At 57.7% G+C, this 17417-nt stretch carries 19 protein-coding genes; 12 read left to right on the forward strand and 7 right to left on the reverse strand.

Annotation, left to right across the window (positions count from 1 at the left end):
• Positions 1 to 150 precede the first annotated feature (150 nt).
• The 3 genes from ACZ6ZO_RS11615 to trhO all read left to right on the forward strand — a co-directional run bounded on the left by ACZ6ZO_RS11615 (position 151) and on the right by trhO (position 2734).
• Positions 151 to 1212, forward strand: coding sequence for a DUF4272 domain-containing protein (locus ACZ6ZO_RS11615; protein WP_182384973.1), 1062 nt, complete (start codon positions 151 to 153; stop codon positions 1210 to 1212).
• Between the two features lie 66 nt (positions 1213 to 1278).
• Positions 1279 to 1794, forward strand: a complete 516-nt coding sequence (locus tag ACZ6ZO_RS11620; RefSeq protein ID WP_182384972.1) for a VanZ family protein — start codon at positions 1279 to 1281, stop codon at positions 1792 to 1794.
• Positions 1795 to 1804: 10 nt separating this feature from the next.
• Positions 1805 to 2734 (forward strand): oxygen-dependent tRNA uridine(34) hydroxylase TrhO, encoded by a 930-nt coding sequence (trhO, locus tag ACZ6ZO_RS11625; RefSeq protein WP_182384971.1) that lies wholly within the window; start codon positions 1805 to 1807, stop codon positions 2732 to 2734.
• On the opposite strand, the gene ACZ6ZO_RS11630 is transcribed toward trhO, so the two are convergent.
• Positions 2719 to 4143: a DUF222 domain-containing protein gene (locus ACZ6ZO_RS11630; RefSeq protein WP_182384970.1), complete on the reverse strand. Its 1425-nt coding sequence runs from the start codon at positions 4141 to 4143 to the stop codon at positions 2719 to 2721. The two genes, trhO and ACZ6ZO_RS11630, sit on opposite strands and share 16 nt — an antisense overlap.
• A gap of 135 nt (positions 4144 to 4278) precedes the next feature.
• On the opposite strand from ACZ6ZO_RS11630, the gene ACZ6ZO_RS11635 reads away from it, so the two are divergent.
• Positions 4279 to 4926 carry a lipocalin family protein gene (locus ACZ6ZO_RS11635; RefSeq protein WP_182384969.1) on the forward strand — a complete coding sequence of 216 codons (648 nt, stop codon included), beginning with the start codon at positions 4279 to 4281 and terminating at the stop codon, positions 4924 to 4926.
• 4 nt (positions 4927 to 4930) lie between these two features.
• Here ACZ6ZO_RS11635 and ACZ6ZO_RS11640 read toward each other — a convergent pair whose 3' ends face one another.
• From ACZ6ZO_RS11640 to ACZ6ZO_RS11660, 5 genes are all read right to left on the reverse strand, one after another.
• Positions 4931 to 5389: a hypothetical protein gene (locus tag ACZ6ZO_RS11640; protein ID WP_182384968.1), complete on the reverse strand. Its 459-nt coding sequence runs from the start codon at positions 5387 to 5389 to the stop codon at positions 4931 to 4933.
• Positions 5390 to 5423: 34 nt separating this feature from the next.
• Positions 5424 to 6065 carry an SDR family oxidoreductase gene (locus tag ACZ6ZO_RS11645; protein WP_182384967.1) on the reverse strand — a complete coding sequence of 214 codons (642 nt, stop codon included), beginning with the start codon at positions 6063 to 6065 and terminating at the stop codon, positions 5424 to 5426.
• Positions 6062 to 7012: a universal stress protein gene (locus ACZ6ZO_RS11650; protein WP_182384966.1), complete on the reverse strand. Its 951-nt coding sequence runs from the start codon at positions 7010 to 7012 to the stop codon at positions 6062 to 6064. The genes ACZ6ZO_RS11645 and ACZ6ZO_RS11650 overlap by 4 nt, the downstream gene beginning before the upstream one ends.
• A 107-nt stretch (positions 7013 to 7119) precedes the next feature.
• On the reverse strand, positions 7120 to 7575 hold the full coding sequence (locus ACZ6ZO_RS11655; protein ID WP_182384965.1) for a MarR family winged helix-turn-helix transcriptional regulator: 456 nt from the start codon (positions 7573 to 7575) through the stop codon (positions 7120 to 7122).
• Between the two features lie 245 nt (positions 7576 to 7820).
• Positions 7821 to 8909: an inositol-3-phosphate synthase gene (locus ACZ6ZO_RS11660; RefSeq protein WP_182384964.1), complete on the reverse strand. Its 1089-nt coding sequence runs from the start codon at positions 8907 to 8909 to the stop codon at positions 7821 to 7823.
• Between the two features lie 151 nt (positions 8910 to 9060).
• Here ACZ6ZO_RS11660 and ACZ6ZO_RS11665 point away from each other — a divergent pair, with 151 nt between their 5' ends.
• The 7 genes from ACZ6ZO_RS11665 (at position 9061) to rplI (ending at position 14925) form a co-directional block, all read left to right on the forward strand.
• Positions 9061 to 9420: a DUF5318 family protein gene (locus ACZ6ZO_RS11665; RefSeq protein ID WP_182384963.1), complete on the forward strand. Its 360-nt coding sequence runs from the start codon at positions 9061 to 9063 to the stop codon at positions 9418 to 9420.
• A gap of 24 nt (positions 9421 to 9444) precedes the next feature.
• Positions 9445 to 11583 (forward strand): transglycosylase domain-containing protein, encoded by a 2139-nt coding sequence (locus ACZ6ZO_RS11670; protein WP_465292781.1) that lies wholly within the window; start codon positions 9445 to 9447, stop codon positions 11581 to 11583.
• A gap of 88 nt (positions 11584 to 11671) precedes the next feature.
• Entirely contained in the window at positions 11672 to 13177 is a 1506-nt protein-coding gene (locus ACZ6ZO_RS11675) for a glycosyltransferase family 87 protein (RefSeq protein WP_465292783.1), read from the forward strand.
• Positions 13170 to 13364 carry a hypothetical protein gene (locus ACZ6ZO_RS11680; RefSeq protein WP_208768480.1) on the forward strand — a complete coding sequence of 65 codons (195 nt, stop codon included), beginning with the start codon at positions 13170 to 13172 and terminating at the stop codon, positions 13362 to 13364. Before ACZ6ZO_RS11675 ends, ACZ6ZO_RS11680 begins: the two co-directional genes overlap by 8 nt.
• A gap of 108 nt (positions 13365 to 13472) precedes the next feature.
• Entirely contained in the window at positions 13473 to 13760 is a 288-nt protein-coding gene (rpsF, locus tag ACZ6ZO_RS11685; protein WP_465292785.1) for a 30S ribosomal protein S6, read from the forward strand.
• Between the two features lie 56 nt (positions 13761 to 13816).
• A complete protein-coding gene (locus tag ACZ6ZO_RS11690; protein ID WP_465292787.1) occupies positions 13817 to 14410 on the forward strand; it encodes a single-stranded DNA-binding protein in 594 nt (197 codons plus the stop codon).
• A gap of 62 nt (positions 14411 to 14472) precedes the next feature.
• Positions 14473 to 14925: a 50S ribosomal protein L9 gene (gene rplI, locus ACZ6ZO_RS11695; protein ID WP_182384958.1), complete on the forward strand. Its 453-nt coding sequence runs from the start codon at positions 14473 to 14475 to the stop codon at positions 14923 to 14925.
• Between the two features lie 667 nt (positions 14926 to 15592).
• Here rplI and ACZ6ZO_RS11700 read toward each other — a convergent pair.
• Positions 15593 to 16750: an alpha-amylase family glycosyl hydrolase gene (locus tag ACZ6ZO_RS11700; protein ID WP_465292790.1), complete on the reverse strand. Its 1158-nt coding sequence runs from the start codon at positions 16748 to 16750 to the stop codon at positions 15593 to 15595.
• 75 nt (positions 16751 to 16825) lie between these two features.
• Here ACZ6ZO_RS11700 and ACZ6ZO_RS11705 point away from each other — a divergent pair, with 75 nt between their 5' ends.
• Positions 16826 to 17413 carry a TetR/AcrR family transcriptional regulator gene (locus ACZ6ZO_RS11705; protein ID WP_465292792.1) on the forward strand — a complete coding sequence of 196 codons (588 nt, stop codon included), beginning with the start codon at positions 16826 to 16828 and terminating at the stop codon, positions 17411 to 17413.
• The last annotated feature ends 4 nt before the right edge of the window (positions 17414 to 17417 follow it).

Here is a 17417-nt window from a genome sequence, read left to right on the forward strand (position 1 = left end):
CGCTGCTCGGGGGTAAACCGGCTAGCCGAGTAATGAACTTTCGTACTCATGAATCCTCCTTAAAAGGCGTTTCACAAGTAGTCTGACAATTAACGTTTACTTACCTGTCCCGAGCGCACAAGGGCGAACCCTGCAATAGGCTGTTGAAGTATGACAATCACTGCGCTGGCCACCGTCCGCGATATCATCCCGGGGACGTGGTCAACGGCGACAACCTTCCAGGACATCGCCGACATCACCAAATTCCAGTCCTTTATCGGCCCGATCGAACAGGTCAAACACCTGGTCACCACAAAAGGATTGCAGCGCGCGGGCAGACAAATGAATGCAGGTTTGTTTGCCACCTTTGAGCATGCGCGCGCAACACAAGTGGTTTACGAGTTCGCGCAGCTGCCTGATGAGAAATGGGCCGAGGACGCCAACGCAATCTTCCTGGATGAGCATAAGCTGCACAATATCGACGGTGAGGACCTGCTGGACCCTGCTAACCAATACTCTGTCCCTTACCATCCAGACGCCCGCATGCGCGCCAGCCGCATCCGCGCCGAACTCGGGGTGCTCGGCATCAACGTGCTGGATGATCTGCCACCGGTTCGTAGCGAACACGAAATACAGCTGCGCGACGCGCGGGACGTTGCCTGCCGTGCCTGCGCACTGATCGTTGTTTCAGAAATCGCGGTGGCGTGGCACCACAACGAGAACATCATCGCACCTATTAACCAACGGATGCCCGATGCATTCGCCGCTTTCTCCCCGCGGGAACGCGCGTTTGTGGAGGCGGTTACTCTCGGGGATCGCAGCACGGAAATCATGGAAGAAGCGACGCAGCTCAGCTGGTGTGATAAGGCAGCGCAGCCGCTCATGCACCTGCTCGGTGCAGTGTCGCTTCCGGACCACTTGACTGGTCGTGCTCCAGCCCATGCGGATGACCTCGCAGGCGTGTCAAGCAGCGATGTTGTTGGCGTTGCCGCTGAATGGGGCTCCACGGAGTTCATCAGGAATTTCACTACGCTGCCGGATAGTCGACAGATCTGTGATTTCTATGAGTATGTGCGCTCGCTTCGGTGGGTCGCGGTGGATGAGACGCTACGCCCCGAGGATCCGCATTACGTTGATGAACACACGGACGAAATCCTCATGGAATGGCACAAAGCTCTGGCCTGGCTCACTGACCCGGGTGTGGAGTGGGATGAAACTCCGACACACACCTAGGTATTGTGCACGTATGCTCAATTTCGTTCTCCTTCTCACCCGGGGGTTACGTTTCGGGAGTAACCATTGAAAACTCTCCTCTATTATTTCCCAGTCATCGTCTTGTTGACCCTGCTTAAGGGATACTTTGTGATTGGTCACCTGTGGCGAAAGGAAGCGCACCACCTGCGTGAAATCCAACTAGTCCCCTTCAATGACCTCATCGCCCCCAGTAGCTGGTTCGGCCCATTATTTAACGTGGTAGGCAACGTGGTGCTGTTTGTGCCACTGGGGTTGATCGCCTACCAGCTGCTTCGCGACGTCCGTCGCACGGTCGCCCTTGGCCTGGGGATATCGCTTACGATTGAGGTCCTGCAATTTGTCTTTGCGCTTGGCATTTCGGATACGGATGATTTGATCCTCAATACTTTCGGCGCTTTGGTCGGCGCCGTGGTGGCGAAATGGCTGCCGTGGGATAGGTTCTGGCGCTGGTGCACTATTGCGTTCGCCACATTCATTTACGTGTTGTACCTGCTAGGGCCACGTTTAGGGTCCGAGGAGGCGATGGTGGAAGCTTTAGGGTTTTCCGCGGCCTACCACTAAACTCGAATACATGCAGCGCATCAGCAAGATCCTCCTGTATTACAAGTTCCTTCCCCTGTCCGATCCCAAGGCCGTGATGATGTGGCAGCGCGAACTCTGCGAACGCCTCGGCCTGCGCGGGCGCATCCTGATTTCCGAGCACGGCATCAACGGCACCGTCGGTGGCGACATGGCTGCCTGTAAAGAGTACGTAAAGAAGTGCAAAGAGTACTTCGGCAAGATGGAATTCAAGTGGTCCGAGGGCGGCGCGGAGGACTTCCCACGTCTGTCCGTCAAGGTCCGCGATGAGATTGTGGCGTTCGGCGCGCCGGGGGAACTCAAGGTGGATGAAAACGGTGTCGTCGGTGGTGGCGTGCACCTCAAGCCAGCGCAGGTGAACAAGCTGGTGGAAGAACGTGGCGACGAAGTCGTGTTCTTCGATGGCCGCAACGCCATGGAGGCGCAGATCGGTAAGTTCAAGAACGCCGTGGTGCCGGATGTTAACACCACGCATGACTTCATTAGGGAGCTGGAATCCGGCAAGTATGACTGGATGAAGGACAAGCCAGTCATTTCCTATTGCACCGGTGGTATTCGCTGCGAAATCCTGTCGGCGCTTATGAAGAACCGCGGTTTCAAAGAGGTCTACCAGATCGACGGTGGCATTGTCCGCTATGGCGAAAAGTATGGCAATGATGGGCTGTGGGAAGGCTCGCTATATGTTTTTGACAAGCGGATGCACACAGAGTTCGGCATGGGCACCGAGGACCCGGGATTTGTGCAGCTTGGGCACTGTGTGCACTGCGGTACCCCAACGAACAAGTTCGAGAACTGTGGCAACTTGGAGTGCCGCACCCAGACCCTGATGTGTCCTTCGTGTGCAGCGGATCCGGCGAAGCGCACCTGCGGCAGGGATGAGTGTGCCGAGGTGGTGCGGAAGCAGGCTCACGCCGCCGGGTAGTTGCAGCGCGGGCAGGTGACGGATCTGGGTCGCTGGAATGGGGGAACCGGCCTTGAATCATGTAGCCCGAAACGTATCATCTGCCCTGGGTTAAACCAGGTCATGGGGTTGAAATTGGCCTGGGGTCTTCGTTTCGGGTCGATGCTTTCAGGTGGGATCCACAGCATTTGCCCGGTCTCCGAGCATAGTGTCCACCATTTTTTCGGATTTTCTTGCGCATCATCCACGTTTCGGTGTGTGTTGTGGCCGATCAGGCTCATGTTTCCCGCTGTCGAGCGGCCGCTGAAGCGCCAGGCCAGCAGATGGTGAATTTCGCACAGCGCCGCGGGCAGCGAGGACCCCGGCGTCATATCGCCGCCTTGGGAGGCCACTAGGCCGAGGTAGGCGTAAAGATTAGCGGCCCGGCTGGTTTTACCCAGCTCGATTAGGTTGCCGGTGTCTGGATCCAAGATCGCCAGGAAAGCGTTTTTGTCCGCGCCGAGGCGGATCAAATCCTGCACGGACAGCAGCGTGCCGACGTCCGTCGGTACCACTCCAGCGGCCGTCGCCAGCTGCTCAATTGTCATTGTGGCAACCACGGTGGAGCAGCCGCGCGTCGGGCGCATAGGCCCGCTAAGCGCGTATTTCAGTGCTTTCACCAGTGCGTCGTGGTTGCGCTGGTCCTGGGTACGGCTGTCGTTTTCCTTCTCGACCTCCGGTAGGAGGTCGCCTGGGCCCGCGTAGTCAGCAAATAACCGCGATAACAAAGCGTGAAGTTCCGGGGTGACGGTGCCGGCAAGCTTGCCCATCAGCTCACTGTCCTGGGCGGAGAGCTTCACGCTGCGCTTGTGCTGACGTTCCTCGTCGCTGGGTTCGCTATCGGCGTTGAGCCCTTGCAGGATCTTCTGCCCGGCCCGAACGAGATCGTCTGGGGCCAACTGGTGAGCCATGCTCGCCATGACTTCCTCTACCCACGCAACAGTGTCCGGGGGAGTGCCCTTGGGGATCGCATCCAGTGTCTTCGAGATTACCGTGGCAGATTCCGCGCCAAATGCTGCTTTGGCCATGCCTGCTGCGGTGTGAGGCAACCGGGCAGGGATACCGTCGGTGTGTCCGACCGAAGGCGGGGAGTCAAACAATTCAGTTGACAGTCGGGAAAGATCCTTAAGCTGCTTTCTGCTAAACCTGCCTTCGTGCATCAGCTTGTTGAAGCTCGCGCGCGAGTTCGGTTCGAAGCCTTGGGAGTGCTGCAACTCTGACAGCAATCGAGTTGTTAGTAGATCCGCTAGTCGGTCAACTTCGCGCACACTAGCTAATAATTCCCTGGTTTGTTCCGCACTGAATCCCGGTTGGCCAAGAGCATGCAGCAGCTCGTGCTGGCTGGATAATATGCCAGCTAGCAGCCCCTGTGCGCGCTCTAATGTGTTCATGGTTCGAATTGTAAAACATGCGGAAGACAGCTTGGAAAATGAAATCGAACACACGTGCTAATAAAAATAACTATAGTGGAGGGGGATCTACTCAGATATGATCAAATAGTTACACTAACAACCGAAGGGATCTATATGCGCTCTTTACTTTCTAGCCTCGCTACCTGTGCACTCGTTGGGGCGCTCAGCCTCCCAACTGCTGCCGCAGCCGACATCTTCGACGGGGGACGCCTCGCCGGCGGATCCTCCCAGGTCGTTCCAGTAGGGTCGTCCGTCATTCCTGGTGAACTCCCAGAACTCGGGCGCCCCGTCGACCTGGAGCGCTACATGGGTACCTGGTACCAGGTAGCCGCCATTCCGCAGCCGTACACCCTGCAATGTGCTAACAACACCACTGCCGAGTACCGCCTGCTTGACGACGGCACCGTAGCAGTCCATAACTCTTGTGGCACACTTCTCGGCTCCCGCTCCGACATTGAGGGGGTAGCAACGCCACTGTCGGAGTCCTCCCTGCGGGTCAATTTCCCTGGTGTTCCATTCCAGGATCCTAATGGTCCCGCGAACTATCGGGTGACTTGGCTAGCTGAGGACTACTCCCTCGCAGTCGTTGGTAGCCCGAATCGCCTCTCTGGCTTCGTGCTGTCGCGCACGCCCAATCTGAGTGCAGAGCAGTGGGGCCAGGTAAAGAGCGCCATCCGAACAGCGGGATGGAACGAATGTGTTTTCCTCTCCGTCCCTATGGCGGGTGGGGGAGCGGATGCTACACCGCTGTGCTTAAAGTAGCTGGCTATTGCCCGACGATGGCCATCGTGCCGAACCCCGTCATGATGGTCATCGCCCACGGGATGAGGAACCAGATCACGCCGAACCACGGTTGCCACAGTTCGTAGCGCTTCCACTTCCGGTACAGGATCACCATCGCGCCGATCACGGTGAGCATGGAAAACCCGCCGGTCACGGTGGGGAAGAGGATTTCGTAGCGGCGTGAACAGATCAGAGTCCGGGACCCTTCGAAGCACATCGGCCCGCCCTGGGCTTTTGAGAACCCGATGATGATGAGGGCGATCACGATGGATCCAACGCAGGCGAAGATGGTGTACCAAATTGCCTGCTTGATAGATAGGCGCGCCCGGGAACGGCGTAGCTCCGGGCTTGCCATGAGATCGAGCTCAGTGACGCGATGGCGTTTACCTTCCGGGACGCGATCGAGTTCCGGGTCAATGCGGTATCCGTTGTCCTCGGTCATTTGTGCTCCTCCCACAATGTGCTAGGTATTCACTTTAGCCCCGGGGACGCAAAATAACCTCATGCTGGTGACCGTCTTCGGGGGTGTTTAGTGCGTGCAGCACAGCTGCCGCAACAGTACTTGCCGATAGATACGCTGCAGGACAGTACTCCCCACCTTCTGCCGCGACCACCGCCTCCTGCATTGGAGTGTCAATCCTACCCGGGTAAACGCTAGTTACCCGAATGTCGGGTTCTTCTAGCCGCAACGCATCACACCAGGCGCGCGCCGCAAACTTCGAGGCCGCGTAGGAGCCCCACCCCGGATTAGCGCGCAACCCAGCACCGGAATTCAGGTACACCACATCACCACGAGCAGCCCGCAATAGTGGCAGGTAGTGGGCGGTCAGCTCCACGGGGGCCAGGACGTTCACAGCAACTGTATCGGACCATTCGGCCATGTCAGGATTAGACACTGATCCCAATGAACACACACCTGCGCAATGAATCAGCGCGTCCAGAGAATCCAACGATGGTGCGCCGCTGGTGTCGGGGAATGACGCCTGCCACCAGTGGGCATCCAAGGGGCCGGGTGCGGTGCGGTACTGGGCGTGGACTGACCAGCCGTCGTTAAGCAGCATGCGGGTGACCTCCAGGCCGACGCCCCCGCTGGCGCCAGTGACCACAGCAGTTTTCATCGCAGCACCGGCCTAATAATCGACGGCACCGGCGAATACTGCAGAATGTGGCTGGTCGCGGAGCCCACAAACACCCGCTCCAGGGGATTCATCGGGGAGCTGGACAGGCAAAGCAGGTCCCCCTTCTTCCATTTCACGGCATCGATAGCACCGGCCCAATTGCCACCACTACCCACCTCAGTTTCCACGGTCACGCCAGGGAACTCCGCGGCGACCAGGTCCTTTGCCCGGTCAAGGACGGCGAACAGGTGCTCGCGCCACTGGATCGAAATCTCAGTTTGGAGCTTCGTGGAATCAAGGAGGACCGAATCATCCAAAATGTCCGGGGCAAAGGCAACGATGCGCAGCGGAATGCCCCACGCCTCGGCGCGCTCTGCGGTCTCACGCAGCGCATCGTCGTTCTGCTCGCCGTCGATGAACCCATAGGTCAACCGAGTGACGCCCCGCTTGGACAGCTTGGTGCTGTCAGGCATCAGCCCCACCAGCTTCGGTGTCGAATGCAACAGCGTTTCCATGGTCGACCCGGCCAGGAACCGGCCCTTAACCGTCACATCAGACGAATTCATGAGGATAATCGTCGCTTCAAAATCCGCGGCGGCCTTCGCCAGCAACGCCGTCTCCGACGTCCCATCAAGAAACAGCGCGACCGGATCGCTCCAGCTTTCCTCCGGAATCCCCGCCGCCAACAAACTCTTCCGCGCCCACGACACACACGCCGCAGTCTCCTTGGCATGCCACTTCTTGTACTTGCCACCAAGTTTGGCAAAGCTTGTCGACGGCCACGGCCGCACAAACGTGGACACAATCTGAATTCGGATAGGGGAAGTCCGGGCCAGCCACGCCGCATAATCAAGTGCAGCATTGCCCTTAGATTTGTCGCCGTGATGAGGCTTACCAGCGACAAGAATCCGGATCTCCGAAGAGTTCTGGGGGGAAATTTTCGCCATTTAGAGTTGTTCTACAGTTGCGGAAAACGGACGCCCCTGTGCCGAAAAACTATGAACACAAGGTTAACTACTTGGAGTCTAACAGCCCATACCGAAACCGAGGTAAATCAGTTGGTGTACAGATTCGACATCTTGGTAATCAGCGGCACAATCTTCGCTATCTGCTCCAACTCCTCAGGATCCAACGTGCCCAGCATCTCCGCGAAATAGCGAGTACGCTCCTCACCCACCTTCGCCAACTCCCGACGACCCGTCTCAGTAATCTGCACCAACACACCACGCCGATCAGCCTTGTCGCGGACACGCTCCACTAACTCCCGCTGCTCCAACTGGTGCAACGTATTGGAAGCAGTCGGCATCCGGATGCCTTCTTTCTTAGCGATCTCACTGATCCGCTCCGCCTCAACCTCAGCAAGATGAGTGAGGATAGTCAGTTGAGGTCCAGTAAGGGAAGACTGGGCCGCCCGTCGGAAATAAGTCACATAAAGCTTCGTCATCGCTGGACGAAGTTGCTCCGAAACCGCCTCTGGCGAAAAATTTTCGTAGGAATCAGCTGTGCTCATGGATCAATAGAACCACAAAACACATTAGTGTTTCCATATTCGAAAATGTTTTGTCGCAAAAAGGGTGTAGCTGGTCACTGAGACATGGGTTTGGGGATCCCCTCAGCGTAAAAAACCCGGGAAGCGTTTCCCGGGTTTCGGAGCAAAAATATGCTTCGTATTTGCTATTTCTGCTTATTTCTTCCAAGATCCGGGAAACGCTTCCCGGGGATTAGGGGATGAAAAGAAATTCCCACAAACCAGCGCTAGCCCTTGATGAAGTCTTCGAGCTGAGCACGGGCTTCGTCGTCAGGGAGCTGACGAGGAGGGGACTTCATCAGGTAGGAAGACGCTGGGTGGATCGGGCCGGAGAGGCCACGGTCCAGGGCGATCTTGGCGGCGCGGACGGCGTCGATGATGATGCCCGCAGAATTAGGGGAGTCCCACACCTCCAGCTTGTACTCCAGGTTCAGTGGCACCTCGCCGAAGGCCTTGCCCTCCAGACGGACGTAGGCCCATTTGCGGTCGTCGAGCCATTCAACGTAGTCGGATGGGCCGATGTGGACGTTGCGGTCTTCGATCTTCCCGGCGATTGGAGAAGATTTCAGATTGGAGGTCACGGCCTGGGTCTTGGAGATCTTCTTGGACTCCAGGCGCTCGCGCTCGAGCATATTCTTGAAGTCCATGTTGCCGCCCACGTTGAGCTGCATGGTGCGCTCTAGGCGCACGCCGCGCTCCTCGAACAGACGGGCCATGACACGGTGGGTGATGGTAGCGCCAACCTGGGACTTGATGTCGTCGCCGACGATTGGCAGGCCAGCAGCCTCAAACTTGGCAGCCCACTCCGGGTCGGAGGCGATGAAGACTGGGAGTGCGTTGACAAAGGCACAGCCTGCGTCGATAGCGGCTTGCGCGTAGAACTTGTCTGCCTGCTCCGAGCCGACCGGCAGGTAGGACACGACTACGTCCACCTTGGCGTCGCGAAGCGCCTGCGCTACGTCGACGGCTTCTGCCTCGGACTCGGTGACGGTTGCCTGGTAGTACTTGCCCAGGCCGTCGAGGGTTGGGCCACGCTGCACTTCGACGCCGAGGTGTGGAATCTCGGCGATCTGGATCGTGCAGTTTTGGCTGGAGCGCAGGGCGGTGGAGAGATCCTTGCCTACCTTGTCGGCATCGACGTCGAATGCTGCGACAAATTCAACGTCGGAGATGTGGTAGTCGCCGAATTGGACGTGCATGAGGCCTGGCACGGTTTCGGAGGCTGGGGTGTCGCGGTAGAACTGGACGCCTTCTACGAGGGAGGTTGCGCAGTTGCCGCAACCGACGATGGCGACCCGAACTTTAGATTCGCTCAACTTAGATTCTCACTTCCTAAATGGGATGTAACCTCTACCAACCTAGTGTGGTTGGTGCATCTTGAAAGGGGCTTGATCGATAAAGAAGCGAGGTTAATCGATTCAGAACCGCCCGCTAGAGTGGTGTTGACAGACGCAATATACTGTCCCGGTGGTCGTCTTTAGTGCAGTTGTCAGCCATCAGCTTCCCCGGAAGCGGGTCCTGAGGCAGTGGCGAGCAGGATTAAAGCGGAAAGAAGAGTTGTGTGACGCAGATTTCCTTCTTGTTACGGCCGCAAAGTTCCACGGCCAACCTGCACAAACGCCGTGTCCAGTGTGTGAAAGCGAAAATCTTCGCGTGGTGCTTTGGATATTTGGCGAGCACTTAGGGAAAATGGCAGGTACTGCACGTGATCTCTCAGAGATCGAACGGATTGCGCTGACTCACAAGCCGTTCACGGTACACACTGTAGAGGTGTGTCCGGACTGCCGATGGAACCATCTGCTGCAGACCGCAACAGCTGCAGCCTGAGGGATCCGCTCAATAGATAGAGGAATGGACAAAAGTACAGTGACCAGTAACACCCGGACTACGAAGGGCAAACGGCGCCGGAAGCGTAGCAAAAAGAGCCTGTGGGGCACGATCGCCGCGATCATCGCCGTCGCTATTGCTATTCCGGCCTTCATCTTGGGCAGCATGTACGTGGCGGCCGATGTTCCAGAACCAGAGGAGCTTGCTAACAAGCAGATTTCCCTGATTTTGGCGTCGGACGGCTCGTCGGAGTTGGCGCGTGTGGTGCCAGCCGAAGGTAACCGCACCACCGTCGGCATTGACCAGATTCCACAGCCAGTGATCCATGCTGTGCTGGCGGCTGAGGACCGTGAGTTTTATACCAACCGTGGTTACTCCCTGACCGGTTTTGCCCGCGCCGCGCTGGGCCAGCTCCGTGGCGACGCCTCTGCCGGCGGTGGCTCGACCATTACCCAGCAGTACGTCAAGAATACGGTGGTGGGTAACGAGCACTCTATTAAGCGCAAGATCCATGAGCTGATCTATTCCGCGAAGATGACGAAGGAATGGTCGAAGGACGAGATCCTGGCCGCCTACCTGAACACCATTTACTTTGGTCGTAATTCTTACGGTGTCGCCGCGGCGTCGAAGGCGTACTTTGGTAAGGATCTTTCGGAACTTGGCCCTGCGGAAGCGGCAGTGCTAGCGGCTTCCATTCAGCGTCCGAGCCAGCTAGATCCGTGGACTAACCGGGCTGGGGCTGAGGATCGTTGGAACTACGTGCTGGACGGCATGGTCAGCACCGGCACTTTGTCCCAGGCAGAACGTGACTCTTTGGTGTACCCAGAGACCACTGATCCTGCTCAGAACCGTGCGTACACGGAGGCAACCGGCACCAATGGTCTGATTAAGAACCAAGTGATGTGGGAGCTCGCAGATTTGGGCATCACGGAGGATGTTGTCCAGACCCGCGGCCTCCGCGTGACTACCACGATCGATCCGCGTGTCCAGGAAAACACTGTGAATTCCGTGCAGACGTTGCTGCAGGGCGAGGACGAGAAAATTCGTACCGCTACCGTCAGCATTGATCCGAAGACGGGCGCAGTGCGTGGTTACTACGGTGGTGAGGAAGCCAGCGGCTGGGATTTTGCCAACTCGGCGATGCAAACTGGTTCTACGTTCAAGATTTTCGGTTTCGCAGCCGCTATGCAGCAGGGTATTTCCCCGAATGCCTACTACAGTTCTGCCCCGGTAAAGACGGGTAACGTCACGGTGAACAACTCCGACGGTGGTAACTGCGGTACCTGCACCATCAGCCAGGCGTTGAAGGAGTCCCTGAACACGTCCTTCATCCGACTGCAGAAGGACTTGGCGCATGGCCCGAAGGATACTGCGGACATGGCGCACGCCCTCGGTGTTGCTCGTTCCGTGCCTGGTATCGATAAGACGCTGTCTGAAAATGGTGGCGATCCGTACGAAGGTGTCATCCTTGGCCAGTACCAGACTCGTCCGCTGGACATGGCGGTAGCTTTGGGCACGTTGGCGAACGAGGGCATTTGGCAAAAGCCACACTTTGTGGAAAAGGTTGAGACTGCGGATGGTGAGGTGCTGTACCAGCATGAGGTTGGCAACGGTGAGCGTCGCATCAGCAAGGTTGCCGCGGATAACACGATCAAAGCGATGGGGCCGATCGCGGGCTGGTCAAATGGCACCCTCGCCGGTGGTAGGCCTTCCGCTGCAAAGACTGGTACGGTGCAGCTCGGCGATACGGGCTACAACAAGGACGCGTGGATGATCGGCGCAACCCCGCAGCTGGCCACCGCAGTGTGGGTGGGCACGGTGGACAATTCGCCACTGCTGAACGCCTGGGGCGGCAACATGTATGGCGCTGGCTTGCCGACGCAAATCTGGAAGTCCGTGATGGACAAGTCGCTCGCGGGCCAGAACTTTGCATACTTCCCGGAGGCTGGCCCCATCATCCCAGATCCGAACAAGTTCTACCGCAACCAAGCGCCGGCACCGGCCGCGCCAAGCAAGAAGGATGCGGAGTCCACTGAGGATCCATCCGCATCAGAGGAATCGGAAGTCCCTGGCGTGGAACCTGTGGCTCCAGCTCCGGCCCCGGGGCCGCAGGGACCACCGCCACCTCCTAGCCTCAACGACTTGCTGAACAGCTTGTTGTAGTTTTTTCCCGACGAACTGCCCTTGTGCCCTGCACGGGGCAGTTTGTGTATGTACTAAGCAGCGAATAACCATTGGTAGTATCCACGGTGTGAGTCCGGACGAATACACATTGGGTACGGTGCCTGAGCACGCGAAGCAGTCGGTGAGCCAGCGGGTAAGCCCCGCGGCGACGGAGCCGATGGCGCGCGGGTTCATTGAGTTCCTGGGCGGCCCGCTGGGGCGTCACGCTGCTGTGGGGACGCAGCGGTTGTGGACACCGCTGCGGGTTTTTGTGCTGACGTCGTTGGTGTTCTTGGCGTTTGGGTTTTTGTCTAAAACGAACTGCCTGATGGGCAAGCGTGGCGATGCCGGGGTGACGCTGGACTGGTCCGGAAATCGCCAGTACGTGTCAGCGTGCTACAACGATATCGTTCCGTTGTTTGGAGTGTATGACTACGCGCATGGAACCTTCCCCTACGCGCACTCCTGGCTTGAAGGCGGTACTACTCGCTACATGGAATACCCGGTGCTCACCGCCCTGTTTCAGTGGGTCTGCGCGCTGGTGGGCAATGCGGTGTACCGGGTGGTCGATGCTTTTCCGGGGCACGCGATACCCCAGGTGACGGTCTATTTCATAGTCACGGCGTTGGCGTTGGCGGCCTGTTGGACCATCGCCGTGAAATTGGTGGCGGAGCTGGCGGGGAATCGGGTGTGGGATACGGTCCTGATGGCGGCGTCTCCCGTCGTGGCTGTTCATGCGTTTTCTAACTGGGACATCCTTCCGGTGTTGTGTGTCGTCGCGGCTTTGGTGGCGGTAAAGCGGTCGCGCCTCGTTGTTGCCGGGTTCTGGATCGGGCTAGGGACGGCGTTTAAGCTGTGGCCGCTGTTCATCTTGGGTGCGTATCTAGTGCTCGCGCTTCGAGGGCGGAAATTTGTCCCTTGGGTGAAGATGACGCTGGTGGCTGCGATGTCGTGGTTGGTGGTGAACCTTCCCGTGTTGGCGCTGTATCCGCAGGCGTGGAACGAGTTTTTCCGGCTGAATCGGGAGCGAGGCGCGGAGTGGACCACCGTGTACGCGGTGCTCACTCGGATGGGCGTGCCGAGCCTGACCCCTGGACAACTCAATTTTGTGAGTCTTGCCCTGTTTGGGCTGTTCTGCCTGGCGGTGTTGTGGATTGGGCTTCGGGCACCTCACACACCACGGGTAGCGCAGTTGGGTTTCCTGATCGTTGCTGGATTTTTGTTGGTTAATAAGGTGTGGAGCCCGCAGTATTCCTTGTGGCTGGTACCACTCGCGGTGTTGGCGTTGCCGCAGTGGCGCCTGTTGCTGTCGTGGATGCTATCTGAGGCGATACTGTGGCCGATTCTGACGTGGCACATGATGGGCGAGGATAAGTTGGGTGCGCCGGCGGAAATGCTCAATGTTGCGGTTGTGGTGCGTGATGGATTTGTCGTCGTCATGTGCGTGCTCATTGTTCGTACGATGCTCGGACTGCGCGCTGATAAGGTCACAGATGCACACGAAGGGCGCGACCCGCTGGCTGGTCCATTTCGCCTTTCGCCGCGCTTAACGACGCCCACTGCCACCACAACTCGTGAGGAAACCCATGTCTAATACCGCAATGTTCATCATGGTCGGGGAGATTTTCATCGGCTTTTTGTTCATGATGAGCGCGTTTGCATGTTTCATGTATAAAAAGCCGCTCAAGGTGGTGTGGGCGTTAGTGGCGTGCGCCGTTGTCTTCCTCACGATCCTCCCGGTGAGCCAGGCGATCGGATGGGGAACGACTTGGATTCAGTAGTTGCCCTGGTGTACCTTAAATAGGTTGCTGACGCAACGACCCTCCTGCCATGCCTACCGATGGGTGTGGCCGATTCAAATTACTAGACCATAGGAGGTGATGAGGTCCGTGCGTCAATACGAACTCATGATCATTCTTGATCCATCTCAGGATGAGCGCACCGTAGCCCCGTCCCTGGACAAGTTCCTCGAAGTCGTCCGCAAGGAAAACGGCACCGTGGAAAAGGTAAACATCTGGGGTAAGCGCCGTCTGGCCTACCCAATCAACAAGAAGGATGAAGGCATCTACGCCGTCATCGCTCTCAAGTGCGAGTCCGCAACCGTGCTCGAGCTTGACCGTCTGCTGAACCTCAGCGACGACGTTCTGCGTACCAAGGTACTGCGCGTAGACGCTTAATCAGCGCTCGCCTACACTCGAATTCACACTGAACTAAAACGCAGAAAGGTAAGGACATGGCCGGAGATACCGTAATCACCGTGGTCGGCAACATCGTTGCCGATCCAGAACTCCGTTTCACCCCATCCGGTGCAGCGGTGGCGAATTTCCGAATCGCTTCCACCCCCCGCACGTTCGACCGTAACTCGAACCAGTGGGTAGATGGTGAAGCGCTATTCCTCACCTGCAATGTGTGGCGCCAGGCTGCTGAAAACGTAGCCGAGTCGTTGAAGAAGGGCATGCGAGTCATCGTCCAAGGACGCCTCAAGCAGCGTTCTTACGAGACCCGCGAGGGCGAGAAGCGTACCATTTTCGAAATCGAAGTGGACGAAGTCGGCCCATCCCTCAAGTACGCAACCGCACAAGTTACCCGCACCCCTTCTCAGGGTGGCGGCAACTACAGCGGTGGCCAGCAGTTCAATAACAACCAGCAGGGTTCCGCACAACCACAGCCACAGCAGCAACAGCGAGGTGGCTTTGGCGGCGGCCAGCAGCAGGGCGGTTTTGGTGGAAACCAAAACTCCCAGCAGGTTCCGGACAATGATCCATGGAACAGCGCCCCTCCTGCCGGTGGTGGATTCGGTGGAGCAGACGACGAGCCACCGTTCTAAACGCGGCTCACACTCCAGATAATTGCTGAATTTCACTTTAGAAACTTTGAAAGGCAGGGATCATGAAGCTGATCCTCACCGCCGACGTTGACAAGCTCGGTGTCGCAGGCGACATCGTAGAGGTCAAGGACGGCTACGGACGTAACTACCTGCTGCCACGCGGCCTGGCAATCGTTGCCACCCGCGGCGCTGAGAAGCAGGTTGAGGGCATCAAGCGTGCCCAGCAGGAACGCGCAATTCGCGACATCGACCACGCTCGCGAGGTTCGCACCCAGCTCGACAACCTGGAAGGTGTCGAGGTTAAGGTTCGCACCGCCGATTCCGGCAAGCTCTTCGGTTCTGTCACCACGCAGGACATCGTCGATGCAGTTAAGGCTGCCGGCGGCCCATCTCTCGTGAAGCACAACATTGACCTGCCAAAGGGCCACATCAAGGCTCTGGGTTCCTACCAGGTACTGGTCAAGCTGCACGACGATATTAACGGCAAGATCAACTTTAAGGTCGTTGCAGCCTAAGCCCTTAGGCACATGCAACGGCGGCTAATTCCATAGCCCAACGACAACAGCGCACTAACCGGGTTTCACCTTGTATCGAGGTGGGGCCCGGTTAGTGTTTTCTCGGGTGAAGTCGTGGGTTATGTCGGGGTTATGTAGCGAAATTGGCGGTTGAAGCGGCACTACACCGGTGTAGGCGGTTGGTAGAGAACGGTTGGTAGAGAGTTCGAGAGGAAGTCGCGTCACACAGGGGGTCGAGATTAATTTCTACTCGAACTCTCTACCAACCGTTCTCCACCAACTGTGTTAGATAGCGCTCACCTGTGAAGGAAACCCTCGATGTACCAGTCCTGCCCTGGCCTCGCCACGGAATCTCGACGTAGATTTTGCGACTTAACCTGTTTTCTCGGGTTCTTGGACAGGGATTCGTTGCGCAGGACAAATCGCTATCAACTACAAGTTATCCACAACATCTTGTGGATAACTATCGTCAAGGTGAGAGGGGGGGAGACGAGAAGGAACGTAAAAAGCCACTTTGTCAAATCCCCTGGTCACGAAAAATGTCAAAGTAAAAACATGCTCTGACCAGCTAAAATGTCAGCAAACAGCTGTGAATAACGGGTAATAAACCTCTCACCTGCAGCGATGCTACTACTCCACATGGTTGTCCACACACGGTTGTGGATAACTATGTGAGTTGAATGGTAATTGTGGGCTCATTGGGGCTGACGATGTGGGCGACGGGCTCTGGTTCAAGCTCAATAGTGACGTCCACATATTCCCCGTTTGGGCCGGTACTGCGGTAGCTCATGCGGGTGTTTTCCAGTGACGTGGATGTGGTGCGGGCAGTGGTGAGCCATGGGTGGCGGCGTCGGAAAGCAATGAGCTCCTGGTGGAGGGCCAACATAGGGGAATCGCCCAAATGGAACATGGGGCGCACCGCGTCGTCCCCGCCGAGGCGCTCCTCCTTCAGTCCTTCGTAGCCGAACTCGTCGCCATAGTAAATCGCAGGCACGCCCCCAACCGTCATGAGGATGGTGAGGGCTAGCGCTGCTTTGGGAAGGCCCACCTGGGTGGCAATGCGGGTGACGTCATGGTTTCCGATGAAGGTGTACGGCGTGAAGGAATCCAGGAACGTGTTGTGGCGCTGCAGGTTCCAGTCGAGCTCGAAGAGATTGTTGTCCTTGAGGGAAGACCAGATAGCCTTCCATAGTTCGTACTGGGTCACCGAGTTCATGGCGCCAGCGAAGGCGGCGTAGTCGCCGTGGATGACTTCACCCATGATCCAGGCGTCGGGGTGCTTCTCGTACACCTTGGGTAGGGTCGCCTGCCAGAACTCGAGTGGCACGGAATAGGCGGCGTCGAGACGCCAGGCGTCAATGCCATGGTCGAGCCAAAAGTTCATAATTTCCGCCACCAGCTCGGACGTCTCCTCGCGCGAGTGGTCCAGGGTGTGCAGGTCGGCGTGGCCTTCGAAAACCGCGTCGGGCCGGACCAGGTGCTCGTAACGCGAGCCCGCGCCCACGTGATTGAAAACGCCGTCCAGCATGATCCGGATTCCCCGCTGCTTGCAGGCACTTACTAGTTTCTGGAAATCCGCCATGGTTCCCAGGCGCGGATCAATGTCGAAGTAGTTGGTCGTGTCATAGCCGTGCGTGTGGGAAGTGAAAATGGGGCCGAGTGCGAGGCCGTTGCAGCCGAGGGTAATGAGGTGGTCGAGGGCGTCGGTGAGGTAATCAAGCCGATGCGTGAGAGCGCGTTCCTCTGGCGTGGGGCGCACGGGCGCGCCGGTGAACCCCAACGGGTAAGCGTGCCACCAAATTGTGTGTTCTGACCAGTGTGACATGTAAAAACTCCCTTAGTATATGCAACTCACTTACGTTAGTGAGTATCTTGCACTAACTCGCGCTATGCTGTCAACATGTCTCAGCGAACCCGAATGAACCCAGCGCAGCGCAAGGCTCTCATCCTGGACACCGCGCGGTCGGCCTTCGCCACGCATTCCTACCAAAACGTATCGGTCGCCGCCGTGGCAGAAACCGCCGGAGTGTCTGTGGCTTTGGTGCACAAGTACTTCGACTCAAAATCCGGACTCTTCGCCGCAGTGCTGGAGCAGCACTTCCAGCAACTCAGGGAGTTGCAACGCCACGCTGTCACCGGAAAAGCATCCACCAGAGACCGGGTCGTGGCACTGGTAGAAGCGCAACTGGATTACGTCGTTAAGCTGCAGCGTCCCCACGAAACCCAACACGTGCTGTTTGGGCACGACGACGCCCGCGCCAGCGAAGCCCGACGCCTCGATGAACACGGATTCGCGCAGACCCTGCGGGACATCGTGCGCCCCAATGACAGCGCCCGTGACTTCTATGCGGTAGCAGCCTGCCACGGAATACTGCAGGCAGCCACACGGACGTGGGTGCAACGCGGGTGTCCTGAGGAGGAAAAATGGCCCATAATAGAGGCCGTCGTTGGCGGTCTGGAAGGCAGTCTGGGAGACTGGAAACGCTAACAAA

The organism is Corynebacterium sp. NPDC104732 (assembly GCF_055583565.1).

What these genes read in the sequence shown, in the direction of transcription:
- ACZ6ZO_RS11615 (WP_182384973.1), top strand. Translation starts at nt 151, where the DNA reads ATGACAATCACTGCGCTGGCCACCGTCCGCGATATCATCCCGGGGACG.
- trhO (WP_182384971.1), top strand. Translation starts at nt 1,805, where the DNA reads ATGCAGCGCATCAGCAAGATCCTCCTGTATTACAAGTTCCTTCCCCTG.
- ACZ6ZO_RS11630 (WP_182384970.1), bottom strand. Translation starts at nt 4,143, where the DNA reads ATGAACACATTAGAGCGCGCACAGGGGCTGCTAGCTGGCATATTATCC.
- ACZ6ZO_RS11635 (WP_182384969.1), top strand. Translation starts at nt 4,279, where the DNA reads ATGCGCTCTTTACTTTCTAGCCTCGCTACCTGTGCACTCGTTGGGGCG.
- ACZ6ZO_RS11640 (WP_182384968.1), bottom strand. Translation starts at nt 5,389, where the DNA reads ATGACCGAGGACAACGGATACCGCATTGACCCGGAACTCGATCGCGTC.
- ACZ6ZO_RS11645 (WP_182384967.1), bottom strand. Translation starts at nt 6,065, where the DNA reads ATGAAAACTGCTGTGGTCACTGGCGCCAGCGGGGGCGTCGGCCTGGAG.
- ACZ6ZO_RS11650 (WP_182384966.1), bottom strand. Translation starts at nt 7,012, where the DNA reads ATGGCGAAAATTTCCCCCCAGAACTCTTCGGAGATCCGGATTCTTGTC.
- ACZ6ZO_RS11655 (WP_182384965.1), bottom strand. Translation starts at nt 7,575, where the DNA reads ATGAGCACAGCTGATTCCTACGAAAATTTTTCGCCAGAGGCGGTTTCG.
- ACZ6ZO_RS11670 (WP_465292781.1), top strand. Translation starts at nt 9,445, where the DNA reads ATGGACAAAAGTACAGTGACCAGTAACACCCGGACTACGAAGGGCAAA.
- ACZ6ZO_RS11680 (WP_208768480.1), top strand. Translation starts at nt 13,170, where the DNA reads ATGTCTAATACCGCAATGTTCATCATGGTCGGGGAGATTTTCATCGGC.
- ACZ6ZO_RS11690 (WP_465292787.1), top strand. Translation starts at nt 13,817, where the DNA reads ATGGCCGGAGATACCGTAATCACCGTGGTCGGCAACATCGTTGCCGAT.
- rplI (WP_182384958.1), top strand. Translation starts at nt 14,473, where the DNA reads ATGAAGCTGATCCTCACCGCCGACGTTGACAAGCTCGGTGTCGCAGGC.
- ACZ6ZO_RS11700 (WP_465292790.1), bottom strand. Translation starts at nt 16,750, where the DNA reads ATGTCACACTGGTCAGAACACACAATTTGGTGGCACGCTTACCCGTTG.
- ACZ6ZO_RS11705 (WP_465292792.1), top strand. Translation starts at nt 16,826, where the DNA reads ATGTCTCAGCGAACCCGAATGAACCCAGCGCAGCGCAAGGCTCTCATC.